Annotated in this window: 20 protein-coding genes and 1 riboswitch; of the genes, 11 read left to right on the forward strand and 9 right to left on the reverse strand. The window is 69.4% G+C overall.

The window, feature by feature from the left end; genetic code table 11:
• Positions 1-65 precede the first annotated feature (65 nt).
• Entirely contained in the window at positions 66-440 is a 375-nt protein-coding gene (locus ABD830_RS03905) for a BlaI/MecI/CopY family transcriptional regulator (protein WP_344984920.1), read from the forward strand.
• Positions 441-663: 223 nt separating this feature from the next.
• Complete coding sequence (locus ABD830_RS03910; RefSeq protein ID WP_344984922.1) at positions 664-1,599, forward strand: C40 family peptidase; 936 nt, start codon at positions 664-666, stop codon at positions 1,597-1,599.
• 22 nt (positions 1,600-1,621) lie between these two features.
• Here ABD830_RS03910 and ABD830_RS03915 read toward each other — a convergent pair whose 3' ends face one another.
• The 8 genes from ABD830_RS03915 to ABD830_RS03950 form a co-directional block, all read right to left on the reverse strand.
• The gene (locus tag ABD830_RS03915) at positions 1,622-2,284 is read right to left on the reverse strand and encodes a CHAP domain-containing protein (RefSeq protein WP_344984923.1); all 663 of its coding nucleotides are present in this window, start codon (positions 2,282-2,284) and stop codon (positions 1,622-1,624) included.
• Positions 2,285-2,296: 12 nt separating this feature from the next.
• A riboswitch (cyclic di-AMP (ydaO/yuaA leader) is annotated at positions 2,297-2,445 on the reverse strand.
• A 198-nt stretch (positions 2,446-2,643) separates the two neighbouring features.
• Positions 2,644-2,850: a hypothetical protein gene (locus ABD830_RS03920; protein ID WP_344984925.1), complete on the reverse strand. Its 207-nt coding sequence runs from the start codon at positions 2,848-2,850 to the stop codon at positions 2,644-2,646.
• Between the two features lie 135 nt (positions 2,851-2,985).
• Positions 2,986-3,177, reverse strand: coding sequence for a hypothetical protein (locus tag ABD830_RS03925; protein ID WP_344984926.1), 192 nt, complete (start codon positions 3,175-3,177; stop codon positions 2,986-2,988).
• Positions 3,178-3,225: 48 nt separating this feature from the next.
• Positions 3,226-3,699: a peroxiredoxin family protein gene (locus tag ABD830_RS03930; RefSeq protein ID WP_344984928.1), complete on the reverse strand. Its 474-nt coding sequence runs from the start codon at positions 3,697-3,699 to the stop codon at positions 3,226-3,228.
• A 50-nt stretch (positions 3,700-3,749) separates the two neighbouring features.
• The gene (locus tag ABD830_RS03935) at positions 3,750-4,325 is read right to left on the reverse strand and encodes an RNA polymerase sigma factor (protein ID WP_344984929.1); all 576 of its coding nucleotides are present in this window, start codon (positions 4,323-4,325) and stop codon (positions 3,750-3,752) included.
• 402 nt (positions 4,326-4,727) lie between these two features.
• Positions 4,728-5,180, reverse strand: a complete 453-nt coding sequence (locus tag ABD830_RS03940; protein ID WP_344984930.1) for a hypothetical protein — start codon at positions 5,178-5,180, stop codon at positions 4,728-4,730.
• A gap of 79 nt (positions 5,181-5,259) precedes the next feature.
• Positions 5,260-5,703: a MarR family winged helix-turn-helix transcriptional regulator gene (locus tag ABD830_RS03945; RefSeq protein ID WP_344984931.1), complete on the reverse strand. Its 444-nt coding sequence runs from the start codon at positions 5,701-5,703 to the stop codon at positions 5,260-5,262.
• Positions 5,696-5,878, reverse strand: coding sequence for a hypothetical protein (locus tag ABD830_RS03950; RefSeq protein WP_344984932.1), 183 nt, complete (start codon positions 5,876-5,878; stop codon positions 5,696-5,698). Before ABD830_RS03950 ends, ABD830_RS03945 begins: the two co-directional genes overlap by 8 nt.
• A 1-nt stretch (position 5,879) precedes the next feature.
• Here ABD830_RS03950 and ABD830_RS03955 point away from each other — a divergent pair, with 1 nt between their 5' ends.
• The 8 genes from ABD830_RS03955 to ABD830_RS03990 all read left to right on the forward strand — a co-directional run bounded on the left by ABD830_RS03955 (position 5,880) and on the right by ABD830_RS03990 (position 12,172).
• Positions 5,880-6,491 (forward strand): hypothetical protein, encoded by a 612-nt coding sequence (locus ABD830_RS03955; protein ID WP_344984933.1) that lies wholly within the window; start codon positions 5,880-5,882, stop codon positions 6,489-6,491.
• Between the two features lie 254 nt (positions 6,492-6,745).
• A complete protein-coding gene (locus ABD830_RS03960) occupies positions 6,746-7,810 on the forward strand; it encodes an ABC transporter substrate-binding protein (protein WP_344984934.1) in 1,065 nt (354 codons plus the stop codon).
• Positions 7,803-8,873: a FecCD family ABC transporter permease gene (locus tag ABD830_RS03965; protein ID WP_344984935.1), complete on the forward strand. Its 1,071-nt coding sequence runs from the start codon at positions 7,803-7,805 to the stop codon at positions 8,871-8,873. The genes ABD830_RS03960 and ABD830_RS03965 overlap by 8 nt, the downstream gene beginning before the upstream one ends.
• On the forward strand, positions 8,863-9,666 hold the full coding sequence (locus ABD830_RS03970; RefSeq protein ID WP_344984936.1) for an ABC transporter ATP-binding protein: 804 nt from the start codon (positions 8,863-8,865) through the stop codon (positions 9,664-9,666). Before ABD830_RS03965 ends, ABD830_RS03970 begins: the two co-directional genes overlap by 11 nt.
• Positions 9,667-9,674: 8 nt before the next feature.
• Positions 9,675-9,878, forward strand: coding sequence for a heavy-metal-associated domain-containing protein (locus ABD830_RS03975; protein WP_344984938.1), 204 nt, complete (start codon positions 9,675-9,677; stop codon positions 9,876-9,878).
• 187 nt (positions 9,879-10,065) lie between these two features.
• Positions 10,066-10,668, forward strand: a complete 603-nt coding sequence (locus tag ABD830_RS03980) for a DUF6461 domain-containing protein (protein ID WP_344984939.1) — start codon at positions 10,066-10,068, stop codon at positions 10,666-10,668.
• 115 nt (positions 10,669-10,783) lie between these two features.
• Positions 10,784-11,446: a tetratricopeptide repeat protein gene (locus ABD830_RS03985; RefSeq protein ID WP_344984940.1), complete on the forward strand. Its 663-nt coding sequence runs from the start codon at positions 10,784-10,786 to the stop codon at positions 11,444-11,446.
• Between the two features lie 135 nt (positions 11,447-11,581).
• A complete protein-coding gene (locus ABD830_RS03990) occupies positions 11,582-12,172 on the forward strand; it encodes a DinB family protein (protein ID WP_344984941.1) in 591 nt (196 codons plus the stop codon).
• A gap of 218 nt (positions 12,173-12,390) precedes the next feature.
• Here ABD830_RS03990 and ABD830_RS03995 read toward each other — a convergent pair whose 3' ends face one another.
• Entirely contained in the window at positions 12,391-13,557 is a 1,167-nt protein-coding gene (locus ABD830_RS03995) for an NsdA family TPR-like regulatory protein (RefSeq protein WP_344984942.1), read from the reverse strand.
• Between the two features lie 139 nt (positions 13,558-13,696).
• Here ABD830_RS03995 and ABD830_RS04000 point away from each other — a divergent pair, with 139 nt between their 5' ends.
• Positions 13,697-14,104, forward strand: coding sequence for a hypothetical protein (locus ABD830_RS04000; protein WP_344984943.1), 408 nt, complete (start codon positions 13,697-13,699; stop codon positions 14,102-14,104).
• Positions 14,105-14,212: the final 108 nt, after the last annotated feature.

A 14,212-nucleotide genomic window follows, 5' to 3' on the forward strand; every position in this document is an offset into this window, starting at 1 on the left:
TGACGGGAAAGTCGCATCTACGATCGACGGTAGCATTGCGTCGACCGCAGCAGAGAGGGCGTCAGATGGTGCGTGGCCTGGGAGAGCTCGAGTCCACGATCATGGATCGCATGTGGGCCATCAAGCAGCCCGCCTCGGTCAGGGACGTCCTGGAGCATCTCCAGAAGGAGCGCCCCCTGGCCTACACCACGGTGATGACCGTGATGGACAAGCTCCACACCAAGGGCCTGCTCAAGCGCAAGCCCGTCGGCCGGGCCTACATCTACGAAGCGGTGTCGTCCAAGGAGGCCTACACCGCCGACGTGATGCGCGACTCCCTCGCCAGGAGCGGCAACCGGGCGGCCACCCTGGTGCACTTCCTTGAGCGGCTCACCCCCGAGGAGGCGAGCGCTCTGGAGGCGGCGCTCCAGGTGTACCCGCCGAGCGGGCGCAGATCGTGACGGCGGCGATCCCCGCCCCGGCTGTCCGTCCGCTCACCTCCTACGAACGGGCGTCGTAGCGCTCGGTCCTGCCGGCCGCGCCTCCGCTCCAGAGCAGCTGCCACGAACCGGCTGATGAGCCCGTCGACGTTCTGTACTATGTCGCCTCAAGTTAGAAGATTTACGAGGAGGCATCGTAGTGGCCGTGCCGACGTGGCTCTGGCGGACAGCATCAGCCGCAGCCTTGACACTGGCCGCATCGGTCGCCACCCCGGGCGCCGCCCTCGCCGAGCCGTCGCCCGCCAAGGCCAGGGCCAAGCTGGTGAAGCTCAACGAGCAGGCCGACCAGCTGGTCGAGAAGTACAACCAGGCCGCGGAGACGTACAAGAGCGCCAAGAAGAAGTACGGCGCACTCAACGCCGAGCTCAGCCGCAAGGACGCCCGGGCCGACGCCCTCCGGCGGGACCTCGTCACGGCGGCGGTCAACGACTACCAGTCGGGCCCGTACCCGGCCTGGGGCCGGCTCATCGGCCAGGGCGACCCGGAGGCGCTGCTGGGCAGCATGGCCTCACTCCAGCAGATCGCCGAGGCCAGGGCGGCGAAGATCCGGGCCTACGACGCGGCCACCAAGGAGCTGCGCGATCGCCGCAACGACGCCAAGCTCCTCCTGGCGGAGGCCGACAGCGCGCGCGACCAGGTGGGCGACGAGAAGGCGAAGGTCGACAAGCTGGTCAAGGAGCAGACCAAGCTCCTGCGCCGGCTGGGCGCCTTCAACACCGGCGACCCCAACAGCCCCGGCATCGAGTACACCGGCCCGGCCTCCGGCAACGCCCGCTTAGCGCTGCAGTTCGCCTTCGCCCAGGTGGGCAAGCCGTACCGGTACGGCGGCACCGGGCCGGGCTCGTACGACTGCTCCGGCCTGACCCAGGCCGCCTGGCGCCGGGCGGGCGTCGAGCTGCCCCGCACCACCTGGACGCAGTGGGGCTGGGGAGCCGCCCGCCGCGTCCCGCTCGACCGGCTGCAGCCCGGAGACCTGCTCTTCAGCAAGGGCCTGGGACACATGGGCATGTACGCCGGCAACGGCAAGATGGTCCACGCGCCCCAGACCGGGGACGTCATCAAGGTCGTCGACCTCGACGACTACTGGCGTACCCGCCTCCTCGGCGCGGTCCGCCCCTAGCAGGCCAGGGCGGCCGGGTCCGTCAGGGCTTGTACTGGGGATAGCCGTAGCCCACGACCTGGGACGTGGGCCGGATCCGCACCTCCACCCGGCCGTCGTCCGTGTTGCCCTCGATCGTGGTGATCGTGCCGTTCCTGTTGTCCTGCTTGACCAGGCCCATGTGCTCGATGCCGCTGATGCTCTTCGTCTGCCAGGCGAAGAAGACCACGGCACCGGGCCTGGGGACGGCGCCCCAGCGCCTGTTGGCCTCGAACCACTTGGCCCAGGTGACGGTGTAGGCGTCCCAGCCGACGGTCGGCCGGGCGCCGGCCTTCTCACCGACCCAGGCGACGAACATGGCGCACCACGGCGCGTTGGCGTAGGACTGCGGCGTGCCGCCGTCGCGGGCCACGGTCTCCGCCGCCCGGGGCGATGACATGTACCAGCTCTGGAACGGGGTTCCGCCGCCTGCGGCGTTCTCGGCCACGCCGATCTGGGACTCGGCGATTCTGATCACTTCCTGCGCGGTCACCTGGCCGGGAGACTTCTGAAGGGTGCCCCATTGCGACGTTCGCGTGTCGGGCCGGTGATGGACCGCGAAGGTCGGCGTACCGGCGAGGCCCGCGCCCACGGCGACGCTCATGCACAGGGCGAAGCGGGAAAGGTTTCCGGTCTGCGGGGCACCCGTGAAGATGTTCTTCACCATAGGGCGGATTGCTCCTTGCTTCCATGCCGCCTACCGGGTTAGCTGACGGGTTCGGGCGTGGAAGTGCCCTATGGGCGCCCCGTACGGAAGCGCGCCGATTCACCCCAGAGAAACTGCGGGTCCCCGGTTCCGCGAGCTCGCGGATTCGGCGGCCGCGCCATATCTACGCGACGTCGTTCGCGCAGGTGAAGCGCGGTCTGGGCAATGCGGAAGGCGCCATGCGGCGTCTGGTTCTGCCGCAGATACGCCTAAGTAGCACGAAAGTATTCGAATGGCATGTAAAGGTGCAAGCAGCACCGGCGGATATTCGCGCGAAACCCCCGTAATATGAATGATTGACTACCTGGTCTTTGTCCTTTCTAGACTTTGGGGCCGATCGGGCGTTCCGTGAGCGACTCCGCCAGGCGGTCAGCGAATTCGGCGAGCCAGTCCAGTCGTGGCCCGCTGCGCGCGATGCGGAATCCGTGGCGGCGACCCCAGAACGCAGCCTGGACGGCATGGAACTGGGCCCAGCGCCGGACGCGTTCCCGATCGATCTCCGCCGCCTCGGCGAAGACGTCCAGCATGCGGTGGCAGCGTGCGCGGCAGATCCTCGGCATCCTGGCGTAGCCGCCGCTCCCAGGCGTCCGCCTGCTCCCGCAGCCGGGGCAGGCCGGGTGGCGCGGGGACGGCCAGCCGGAGGTTGATCCGCCCGGCGACCGTCACGCGCCGCCCCGCCGTCGCACCGGGACGACGACCCCGACGCCCCCGTGCATGACCGCACCGTCCGGCACGCATCCCCAGCGCGCCAGCAGCTCCTCCACGATCGCCGGCAACTCGGCGAGCCACGCCGCCCCGGGCTCTCCTTCCCGCTCGACGGTGCTCCGGGCGAACCCCTCCGGTATCTCGATCATTCGGGCACCTTACGCGCCGGAGCCCGTCGGTGGGCGGCCGGCTCGCGGTCAGCCGCTTCTGCCGGCGCGGAGACCCCGCACAGCGGCCATGATCCCGTTCTTGTCGTAGCCGCCGGTGGGCATGGTGGCGCCGTGAGCGTGGCGGATGACGCCCTGGGAATCGATGAGGATGCTGCCCGACTGCTGCAGCGAGCCGAAGACCTTCCTGCTCAGGCCGATCATCTCGTGCGGGGTGCCCCGGCGCCCTGTGAGGACGGGGAGCGGTACCCGGCGCCTGGCCTTCCACGCGGCCGCTTCCTGGCGGTCCTCGGGAACCGCGACGAACACCTGGGCGCCGTCAGCCGCGAGCTCGTCGCGGCACCGGATGAGATCCTGGACGTGCCCGTTGCAGACCGGGCACGACGTCGACCGCATGAAGTAGATGAGCACGGCATGATCGCCGCGATGGTCGGACAGGCGCACAGCCTGGCCGTCGGTGTCCTCCAGCACCACGTCGGGTGCGGGCGATCCGGTTTCGAGCATGGCGGAACTTCCCCTTCAATCTCGGGATCGTGGAAATGCGTCGGCTCAGGTCAGGCGCCGGCGGCTTCGGAGTCATGCGGGCCCCCGGCGGGGCCGGTCATGTCGCCCAGGCTGAGCCGGAGCCGGGTGCGAGCCCGGTGCAGCTGGGATTTCATGGCGGCGTTGCTCAGGCCGAGGACCTCCGCGACCCTCCGGCCCGGGTAGCCGAGCACATCCCGCATGATCAACACTCTGCGCTGAACCTCTGGCAACTCCCTGATCGCCTGCGCGACGAGTTCGGCTTCCAGGCGCCGGATGGCCTCGTCCTCGGCCGAGGTCATCAGACCGGCACCGGCCTCCTCGTCGCGGTCGAACAGCAGCCGCCCGCGGCGCAGGCACTCGTTCCGGACGATTCTGAACATCCACGACGCCAGCGCCCCAGTGGCGCGCAGCGAGCCGATCTTCCGGTAGAGAATGATCAACGCTTCCTGTGCGGCGTCTTCGGCGTCCTGTGGGGACGCGCAGAGATGCTCCGCGAAGCGGCGCACATGCGCATGGGCGCCATGGATGACCGCGGTGATCGACTCGCGATCACCGGCCTGCGCGGCCTCGATGAGCTGCGCGCTCGCCCACGAGCGGTCAGCCACGTCCGCGCCCTTGCCACCGGTGCAAGGTCGTGAAAAGCGCCCGACGCGCAGCCGGGATCACGACGTCACCCATACCCCATCTCCTTGTCAGCGTGGTCATCACTCCATAAGAGGCCCCCACACCGCAAAAGGATTCGCCGGCGAGCCGCCGGGGTGCCGGCTCCTGCCAACCGATCCTCAACAGTTCCTCAATCGTGGCCGCCTACGCTGCGAGCATGAACATCGGTCTCCCCGAAATCATCCAGTACCTGGTCTTCCTGGCGGTGCTCTGGCTCGTCATCTACACCGCCGTACGGGCGGCGATCCGTCCCCGCAAGTGACACCCCGCCCTCAGCCTTGCTGCGCGCGCAGGGCGCGCTGAGCGAGCAGGCCGCGCGGCGATCCGCAGGAGGCGCATCGGGCTCACGCCCCCGCGCCGGAGCCGGGCCGTACGATCATCAGGACCACGACGATCGCCCACGCCAGGTTGTAGAAGCCGGAGACCATGCTCAGCTGGCGCAGCCGTGCGGAGTCGCCGTCGCCGGGGTCGGCGAGCGCCTGACGCTGGCGCGGGTAGATCTGCGTGGCGAGCAGCAGCGCCGCGGCAGCGGTGAGGACCATCGAGACGATGATCCAGATCTCGTCCATCCGCCCCTGGACGCCGGCCATGATCATGCCGACCAGCGGCACGATGAGGCCGAAGACGGCATACCCGCCGGTAATGCGGTGCAGGGCGACGGCGACGTCCCTGCTGCGTCCCTCTCCGTCCAGCGCGGGCGCGTAGCGGGGAAACAGGCTCGTCGCCACGGCCGAGCCCCCGACGAACACGATGCCGCCCAGCACGTGCACGGACAGCAGGACATGTTCGAGCAACATATCTTCCTCCAACCTTCAGGCTACCTGAAGCTTAGAGCATGCTTCAGTCACCCTGAAGGTTGGCTTGCTCGAGAGACCGTCAGCCAGCCGATTCGCCCGTGAAGGCGGCGAGGACCGCCTGGCCGAGCCGGCGCTGGAGGGGATCGGCCGCAGGGCCGAACAGCCGCTCGTCGACCTCGCCCACCACGTCCGTCGCTGCCTGGAGCAGGCGGGAGCCGTCCGGCGTCAGCTCGATCACGGACGCCGAGCCCGCCCGGACGGTGTGGTCGTGCACCAGCCCCGCCGCCACCAGCGCCTTCACTGCCGCGTGCACGCTCTGCACCGTGATGCCCGACATGCGGGCCAGATCGCTGTACGACGCGCCGGGCACACCGGAGATGTGCCCCAGCAGCCCCAGCCGGCTGACCGTCAGGCCCAGCGGCGCGAGAGCGGAGCCGAGCTCGTTCTCGATGCGCCTGGCCATCGTCAGCACCACGATGGAAGGGCTGGTCACTGGCGGGGCGGGGCGACCGTCGTCACTCACCCCACCAGTTTGGCAGCACCCGCTCGGCCTCGAGCCTGGCCCGCACGACGCACCTCAACTGAACCAGGGAACGGCGGGCCGCGTACCCCTCTTCGCGCACGCCGGCCTGATCCGGCAGCGGCGAGAGGTCATCTGATCTCCAGACCTGGGCGACGGTGTGGGAGGATCTGGCCACGATGGGTCCGCTCTCTGTGGTGAGGTGGGTGCGCGCGGCGAGCTTCGCCGTCACGTGCGCCGCTCTCGCCACGCTCGGACACCTGGCCGGCGGAGGCTCCTTCGACCCGGCGGCGGCGTCGGGCGGCTTTCTGCTCCTCCTGCTGCCCGCGCTGGCCCTGACCGGACGCGAACGCACGCTGTCCTCCATCCTCCCCGCGACGGCCGCGTCACAGGTCATCCTGCACACCCTGCTCTCCCAGAGCTCCGCCCGGCAGGCTGCGGCGGCTCATTGTGCGGACATGGCCGGGATGAGCGGGATGGACCACACGGAGGCCACCGGCTTCCCCGGCTTCGGGATGCTGCTCGTGCACGCCACCAGCGTGGTGCTCACCTCCGTCTGGCTGCGGTGGCTGGAGGCGGGCCTGTGCGCCCTGGTCCGGCAGCTGGCCGGATGGGTGCTGCGCCCGCTGCTGGTCCTGTTCTTCATGGCGGCCGGATGGATCTCCACCCGGCCGCGAGCGATCACGCGAGCGCGCGAGCACGAAGGCGCGCGTATCCGGCTCTTCCTGAAGCACGTCCTCGTGCTCCGGGGGCCGCCTGGAGGGCAGGCCGGACCCGCAGTGGTCGTGTGATCCGGAGATCGTGGGCCGGCTGTCCGAGCCGGCTCGTCAGGCTACGCCATCGAGCGTCCCGTAAGAGGCCGCGCCGCTGAGTGCTGCCTGGGCTTCAGCGCGCCGTCGAGCAGTCGTCCGCCCTGCCCGTGCGATCTCGTTCCGCCATCTGTGGGGTCTTCCGGCCACCAGCCCGGCGCCGCCGCGCCGGCCACCTCCGTGGCCTGCTGCGGCGCGCGCCTGTCCAGACTCGACCCCCAGAAAGCGCACACGTGATGAAATCTGGCATCGTCCTGGCCGCACTCGTGGCCCTGACCGCCGCCGCCTGCGGCGCCCCCGGCGGCTCCGACCGCGGATCCATAGAGATCTCCACCACGTCCGCCGGACGTACCGGCTATCCCCTGACCTTCGACAACTGCGGAACGCGGGTCACCTTCGCACGGCCGCCACAGCGCGTCCTGATCCTGAACGGGACCAGCGTGGGTGAGGTGGAGAGCTTCATCCTGCTCGGCCTCGACAAGAGCATCCTCGCCAACGCCCAGAGCTACGGCGTCTCCGACGACCCGTCCATGATCGGCAAGATCAAGGCGCTGCCGACCGGCGGGCTGACGATGAACAAGAACTTCGACGTCCCCGCCGAGCAGGTGCTCAAGCTCAAGCCCGACCTGGTGGTGTCCACCTGGTCCGGCGGGTTCGACGCCAAGAAGGGGTTCGCCACCCGTGAACAGCTCGCCGCCGCCGGGATCACCTCGCTGGTCAACCCGGTCAACTGCGCGATGGGCAAGCCCGAGGCGACCGAGGAGGAGCGGCGCGCCTACCGCAACCAGTCGATCAACTCCTCGCTGGAGTTCATCGCCCTGCTGGGGCGGATCTTCGACGTCCAGGACCGCGCGCTCGACCTGATCGGCAAGCTGCGCGCCCGCGTCGAGGCCGTACGCACCCGCGTCGCGGGCCTGCCGCCCAGGAAGGTGCTCATCACCTATCCCGGCATGTCCATGATGAACGCCAACGGGCTGCCCGCCGTGATGACCGGCGGCATCTACGACGACGTGATCAAGGCCGCCGGCGGCGTCAACGCGTTCGCCGGACAGTCCGCGGACATGACCCGCACCCTCAACAAGGAGCAGCTCGCCACCGCCCAGGTCGACGTGCTCGTGGTCGGACTGTTCACCCCGGACGAGAACGGCGACAAGCAGGCTGCCGAACTGTTCGCCGCCTACCCGCAGTGGGCCGCGTCCAGGTCCAGGACATACGCGGTGGTCTCCGACGGCGTGTACCTCGGCCCGCTCAACGCCTGGGCCGTGGAGAAGATCTCCAAGGTGGTCCACGCCGGTGAGTGACGCCCTGACGTCCCGACGCCCGCATCTCGTCTCCGGGCCGGCGACCGGACTGCTGCTGGCCGCCCTGGCCGCCGGCCTGGTCGCGGCCCTGGTGGCGGGCATCTCCGTCGGCTCGGTCAACCTTCCGCTCGGCCAGGTCTGGGGCGTGGTCTGGGCGCATCTGTCTGGTAGGGGCGCGCAGGCGGACCCGCTGCTCAGCCAGGTCGTCTGGGAGATCCGCACCCCGCGTGCGCTGCTGGCCGCGCTCGCCGGGGCCGGCCTGTCGGTGGCCGGGGTCGCGCTGCAGTCCCTGGTACGCAATCCGCTCGCCGACCCGTACGTGCTGGGCGTCTCCTCGGCGGCCTCCCTCGGGGCCGTGCTGGTCCCCGCGCTCGGCGGCACCGCGCTGGCCGGGGTGCTCGGCGTCACCGGCGCGGCCTTCGCCGCCGCCATGCTGTCGGCCCTGCTGGTGTACGTCCTGGCCCAGCGCGCGGGCCGGCTGCTGGACTCCTGGCTGGTGCTGACCGGCGTCGCCGTCGGCTACCTGTGCACCGCGGCCACCACGTTCGTGCAGCTCCAGCTCAACCCCACCGAGCTGCAGGGCATGATGTTCTGGCTCATGGGCAGCGTCGCGGGCGCCTCGTGGCACGACCTGACCGTGCCCGCCCTGCTCATCGCCGGCTGCCTGCTCTGGCTGGTCGTGCAGGGCCGCGCACTGAACGCGCTGCTGGCCGGCGAGGAAGCGGCCATCGCCATCGGCGTGCCGGTCGCGACGCTCAGGATCGGGCTGCTGGTGGCCGGGTCGCTGCTCACGGCCACCGTGGTCAGCGTCGTCGGCGGCATCGGCTTCATCGGGCTGATGATCCCGCACGCGATCCGGTTCGTCGTCGGCGCCGACCACCGCCGCGTGCTGCCGGTCTCCCTGCTGGCCGGGGCGCTCTTCCTGGTGCTGGTGGACCTGGCCGCCCGCATCGCCGACCGGCCCAACGAGCTGCCGGTCGGCATCTTCACCACCGGGCTCGGCGTGCCGTTCTTCCTCTGGCTGCTGCGCCGCCGATCGACCGGAGGCACCCATGCGACTTGACCTGGCCGGCGTCAGCGCCCACATCGACGCCCGTCCCATCGTCAACGACGTGACCCTGACCGCGGGGCCCGGCGAGTTCGTCGCGCTCGTCGGGCCCAACGGCAGCGGCAAGTCCACGCTGCTGCGTACCGTCTACCGGTCGCTGCGCCCGTCCGGCGGCGTGGTCCGGCTGGACGGGCAGGACCTGTGGCGGATGCGGCCCCGCCAGGCCGCCCGCCATCGCGCCGTGCTCCCTCAGCACAACCAGGTCGCCGACCAGCTGTCCGTCGCCGAGGTCGTCGCCACCGGCCGCCACAGCCACAAACGGCCGCTCGACCGGGACACCGCGGCCGACCGCGCGGTGGTCGTCACCGCGCTGGAACGGGTCGGCATGGACGGGGCCGCCGACCGGCTGATGACCACGCTGTCGGGCGGCGAACGGCAGCGCGTCCTGCTCGCCCGCGCCCTGGCCCAACAGGCGCCGCTGCTGGTCCTCGACGAACCCACCAACCACCTGGACGTCGGCTCCCAGCTCCTCCTGCTGGACCTGATCCGCTCCCTGGGCCTCACGCTGCTGGCCGCCCTGCACGACCTCGACCAGGCCGCCGCCTACGCCGACCAGGTCGTCGTCCTGCGCGACGGCCACGTCGCCGGCCACGGCCCGCCCCTGGAGGTGCTGACGCCGGCCTTCATCGAGGACGTCTTCGGCGTACGCGCCCACGTCGGCCCGCACCCCCTCACCGGACGCCCGCACATCGCCGTCGCCTCACGGGCCCCTGCGAGGACCCCTCAACCGCAACCCACTCACCTATAAGGAGTGACATGAGCACCAGCACGTACGTCGTCCAGGGCATGAACTGCGAGCACTGCGTCAACTCGATCACCACGGCGGTGGGCGAGCTCCCCGGCGTCACGGACGTCCACGTCGATCTGCCCACGGGCAAGGTGGACGTGACAGGTGAGTCGCCGCTGGACGATGACCTGATCCGGCAGGCCGTCGAGGAAGCCGACTTCCAGGTCGCCTGACCGTCGGCGTTCACCTGCGGGCCCGGCCAGCGGCCATGATGTCGTGCCGCTCGCCGGGCCCGTTCTCGTATGACGCCTTTCCTCGATGACACGGGCCTGCGCTTTCCGAGTCCAGCGCTCTGTCGGATCTATCGGATCTGTCGCCGGCGGCTGCCATGATGACGCGCAACTGATCAAGGGGGCGACCATGACACACCGCAGCGGAAATTTCAGCTGGCTCGAGGACACGGAGCCTCTGGGCGACGTCTACTGCGTGTCCTTCGTCCGGCACATCTCGCCGGAGGAGGCGTTACGGCGATTCGGCGTGGACGAGAGCACGATGGAGGAGGTGACGTTCGAGGAGATGGAGGAGCGCTCGGCAGAGAACGCCGAGGACGCGGCCGGTTACATCGGCGCCGCGGAGATCGAGGGCTGGACGCTGGTCATCGAACCGGGAGGATGGCGGATCGCGGCCGACGACGACGTGAGGACACGCGTCTCGCGAGGAGCCGAGGTGGTGTCGGTCTGCCGCCATGACTACGCCGTGGACACCTTCGTCCACGAGATCGACGGCAAGACGATCATCTGCTTCGATCCGATGGCCCCGCAGGACCGGTCGGGCAGCGATCTCGACCGCTTCGCTGACGCCATGCGCGACGTGGGGCTGGACCCTGACCATGCCTTCGACGGCCCGGAGATCGAAAACCCGATCCCCCGTGCGTTCGCCCTGGCAAGCCGGATGACCGGCGTCCCGTTCACGCGCGACATGCTGGCCCTGCGGTTCCTCGGCGCCGAGCCGGCCGACGAATAGTCAGACCACCCCGGCCGCCGACCCACTCATCGCTCACCCTCCATATGACGCTCCTGGACCGGAGTACTGTACTGCTGATCCAGCACGTGGTGGCGATGGCAGGGCGGGGGCGGCGATGAGCGCCGAAGACAGGATCGAACGGGCCAAGACCCTCTATGAACGGGCGGTGTTCAGCGGCGACGCCAGCGGGCTGACCGACGCCGAACGGACCCTGGACGCGGTGGAGGCCGACGCCGCGTTGGCTCGTGGGCGGATCCTGCATGCGCGGTTTCTCAGCGAGCGCGCCGGCGTCGGCTCGTCACCCGTCGAGGACCCGGCTGAACTGCCGTTGTTCGAGCGCGCGATCGAGCTGTACCGGGCGCTGGGCGACGCGCGCGGCGAGGCGGAGGCGTTGTTCTGGATCGGCTGCTTACATCAGGTCATCCGGCGTGACAACGAGACTGCGGTTCCGCAACTGGAGCGGTCCTGCCGGCTCGCGGCTCAGGTCGGCGACAAGCCGACCCAGTCCGAGGCCCTGCGGCACTTGGGCATCGCGGCACACATGGCCGGTCGGCTGGATGAAGCCCGCGAGCGGCTGGAGGAGTCGTCGCGGCTGCGCCGGGAGGTCGGGGCCCTGCCGGGCGTGGCCGCCAACATGGTCGGGCTGGCCTACATCGCCGCCGCCCAGGACCGCCGGGCGGACGCGCTCACGACACTCGACGAGGCGCACGCCATCGCACAGGCGCATGGCGCCCATGCCATCGTGCGGCAAATCGAGCAGGCGAGAACGGAGATCTAGCACAACAGCCGCCAACTCCTAGCTGATGCCGGTAGCAGAGCAGCCATTGCGGTTGGGTGTAGCTCCCCTTGAGGGACCGGTGTGAACCGAATGCCGCATGACCTCATCGCCGGCCTGCCTGACACAATGCTCGCCATGCAGATATCGGATCCGAAAGCGGACCTGCATCACTACTTGAAGGCCGTCCGCACATCCCTCCTGTGGAAGCTCGACGGCCTCTCCGAGTACGACATCCGCCGCCCCCTGACCCCGACCGGCACCAACCTCCTCGGCCTGGTCAAACATCTGGCCAGCGTCGAGCTCGGCTATTTCGGCGACACCTTCGGCCGCCCGTCCGGCGAGCCGTTGCCTTGGTTGGAGGAGGACGCCGAGACGAACGCGGACATGTGGGCGACGCCCGACGAGTCCCGCGAGCACATCATCGCCCTCTACCACCGGGCCTGGGCCCATGCGGACGCCACGATCGAGGAGCTGCCCCTGGACGCGACCGGTCATGTCGCCTGGTGGCCGGCCGAACGCAACACCGTCTCCCTGCACCGCGTCCTCATCCACGTGCTCGCCGAGACCAACCGGCACGCCGGTCACGCCGACATCGTCCGCGAGCTGATCGACGGCGCCGTCGGCCGCCAGGACAACGACATCCTGCCGGGAGACGGCGAGACTTGGTGGACGGACTACCGCGAACGCCTCGAACAGGCCGCCCGGCAGGCCGCTCCCGGGAACTGATGACCGGCTGACACTCCCACAGGAAGCAGCCCTCCTGTTCGTCGAACATCTCGCCGACGAGCCCGATGAACCCCCTCGAACGCTCGTACCGGTGGCAGAGCGGCCACTGCGGCTTCTCGAGCCAGACAGGCTGACCGCCGAGCCGGACCGAACTCCGGTATCTCCAGGATCAGGCGATCAGCGATGTGCTCATACGTCAGCAACCCGGCAATCCCCTCTCAGCTACCCATACAGCCGGTGTCAGTGAGAGCATCCCGCAAGGCGGCGGCCTGGCGAGACGTGTGTTGAGTCAGCAGGGCTGCGACATCGACCAGTTCCTTATGGGCGTGGCGGTTCAGCGTGATGGCGTCGGCGACAATGGGCAGGCTGACTTCGAGTGCCGTCTCCGCGTCTCCCGCCTGGGCGTGGGCCCTGGCCAGGCACGAGCCGTACCACGCGCGATCGCGCTTGTAGGACTCGGGCAGACTCGCAAGTCCTGCCGTCAGCATGTCGATGGCTTTGGGCCAGTTCGACAGGTACAGCTCCGTCATCCCACGCTGGAGGCGGAACCACGTCTCATCGTAGAAGTACATCCACGCGGGCTCGTCGTCGGCGTGCTCGGCGGCTTGGCGGATGAGCGCTTCGGCCTCGTCCAGAAGCGTGCGGGCCGGACGAGCCTCACCCGCGAGCGCGTACCCACGCGCCGCCATCTGGATGGCCATGCCACGCACACCAGGAGTCACCTGTCCGTCGTGCCAGCGCGCAGCTTCAGCCAGCCGGACGGTCCTGCGGGCGTTGCCGGCGCTCCATGCCTGGTGGGCCTTCATGCTGAGCGTGGTGGTAGCCATGTTGACATCGCCGATCTCCAGCGCCCAGTCGTGGGCGCGGTCGTACCAGGCAAGCGCGGCGGCCTGGTCGTCGATGTCGAGGGACATCCACGCGACGAACTGCGCATACTGCGCGGCCAGGTCCACCACGGTATCGGCGATGCTGCCTAGCGCGCTCTGCGCCAGTTCGACCACGATGCCGAGTTGCTGCCGAACGACGCCCAAGAGGGGACGTGAGCCGATGGTGTCTTCAACCTTGCGATGTTCGGCAAGGCACGTGGCAAGCCAGTCCACAGTGCTCTGATCGACACGGCGAGGGTCTTGGATAGTACGGGTGACGCGCTCATAGAGATCCGCGTCAGGGGCGACGCTCTCCAAGGGCAAGGCCGGGACAGGAACGCTGGGCCGCTCGCCCAGGTCGAACAGGTCGGCCTCCGTGCTCTTCAGCGCGCGAGCGTACAGGAGACGGTAGCGCTCGCTGGGATAGTGATCGCCCCGCTCCCACCCTCGGATCATCCGCGTCAAATCCGCCACCGTGGGCAACGGACCCTCCGCCACCGCCTTGAGCCTCCTGGCCATGTCCGCGACGGTACCGACCTCAGTCTTACGCTCGGCCCGAAGCCGTACAGCCCACAGGGGCGGTGTTCCTGGGGTGCCCATCGTTCACCTCCGGATATTCGCGGATACGCCGTGTCCCCGGCTGTCTCCTATTGTCATCGTGCCCGGTGAACGCGGGGTCGCTTTGCTTGACGTGATGAATCCTTCACGAGTTACGACGCACACCGATCCGGCCGAGGAGACCACGCAACGGCTCCACGCCGAACTCCTGCAGCAGGCTCTCGAAGAGCGAGGCATCACCGCAGACGTTCACGACGGCTACGGGCTCGCTTTGGTGTCGGTCTGGGTGGGGCTGATCGTGTGGTGCGACGGCTACCGGTTCTGGTGGCGCACCGGCTGGGACCCCGTTCGCAAGCGCGCTGTCTACGCCTGGCATCCAGCCATCGAACCTGGGCGCGCCGCCCGGCGCGTCGCCTTCCGGTACGCCGATCTACGCGCCAATCACCCGCTCTCCTCGACGGTCAGCGACCTGGCTACCGGCGCCTCGCCAGCGGAAACCCTGCCATGACTATGGCTGAGAGGGCCATCGGCAGTCGAGTCAAGATCGTGGACATGCTCCATAGCCCGGCCACAACGCGAGCCTTCGCATCCTGGCTTATAGGGCAATGCGGCACGG

Source organism: Nonomuraea helvata (assembly GCF_039535785.1).
Lineage (GTDB): Bacteria > Actinomycetota > Actinomycetes > Streptosporangiales > Streptosporangiaceae > Nonomuraea > Nonomuraea helvata.

What these genes read in the sequence shown, in the direction of transcription:
- ABD830_RS03905 (WP_344984920.1), top strand. Translation starts at nt 66, where the DNA reads ATGGTGCGTGGCCTGGGAGAGCTCGAGTCCACGATCATGGATCGCATG.
- ABD830_RS03915 (WP_344984923.1), bottom strand. Translation starts at nt 2,284, where the DNA reads ATGGTGAAGAACATCTTCACGGGTGCCCCGCAGACCGGAAACCTTTCC.
- ABD830_RS03920 (WP_344984925.1), bottom strand. Translation starts at nt 2,850, where the DNA reads ATGCTGGACGTCTTCGCCGAGGCGGCGGAGATCGATCGGGAACGCGTC.
- ABD830_RS03925 (WP_344984926.1), bottom strand. Translation starts at nt 3,177, where the DNA reads ATGATCGAGATACCGGAGGGGTTCGCCCGGAGCACCGTCGAGCGGGAA.
- ABD830_RS03930 (WP_344984928.1), bottom strand. Translation starts at nt 3,699, where the DNA reads ATGCTCGAAACCGGATCGCCCGCACCCGACGTGGTGCTGGAGGACACC.
- ABD830_RS03940 (WP_344984930.1), bottom strand. Translation starts at nt 5,180, where the DNA reads ATGTTGCTCGAACATGTCCTGCTGTCCGTGCACGTGCTGGGCGGCATC.
- ABD830_RS03955 (WP_344984933.1), top strand. Translation starts at nt 5,880, where the DNA reads ATGGGTCCGCTCTCTGTGGTGAGGTGGGTGCGCGCGGCGAGCTTCGCC.
- ABD830_RS03960 (WP_344984934.1), top strand. Translation starts at nt 6,746, where the DNA reads ATGAAATCTGGCATCGTCCTGGCCGCACTCGTGGCCCTGACCGCCGCC.
- ABD830_RS03970 (WP_344984936.1), top strand. Translation starts at nt 8,863, where the DNA reads ATGCGACTTGACCTGGCCGGCGTCAGCGCCCACATCGACGCCCGTCCC.
- ABD830_RS03975 (WP_344984938.1), top strand. Translation starts at nt 9,675, where the DNA reads ATGAGCACCAGCACGTACGTCGTCCAGGGCATGAACTGCGAGCACTGC.
- ABD830_RS03980 (WP_344984939.1), top strand. Translation starts at nt 10,066, where the DNA reads ATGACACACCGCAGCGGAAATTTCAGCTGGCTCGAGGACACGGAGCCT.
- ABD830_RS03985 (WP_344984940.1), top strand. Translation starts at nt 10,784, where the DNA reads ATGAGCGCCGAAGACAGGATCGAACGGGCCAAGACCCTCTATGAACGG.
- ABD830_RS03990 (WP_344984941.1), top strand. Translation starts at nt 11,582, where the DNA reads ATGCAGATATCGGATCCGAAAGCGGACCTGCATCACTACTTGAAGGCC.
- ABD830_RS03995 (WP_344984942.1), bottom strand. Translation starts at nt 13,557, where the DNA reads ATGGCCAGGAGGCTCAAGGCGGTGGCGGAGGGTCCGTTGCCCACGGTG.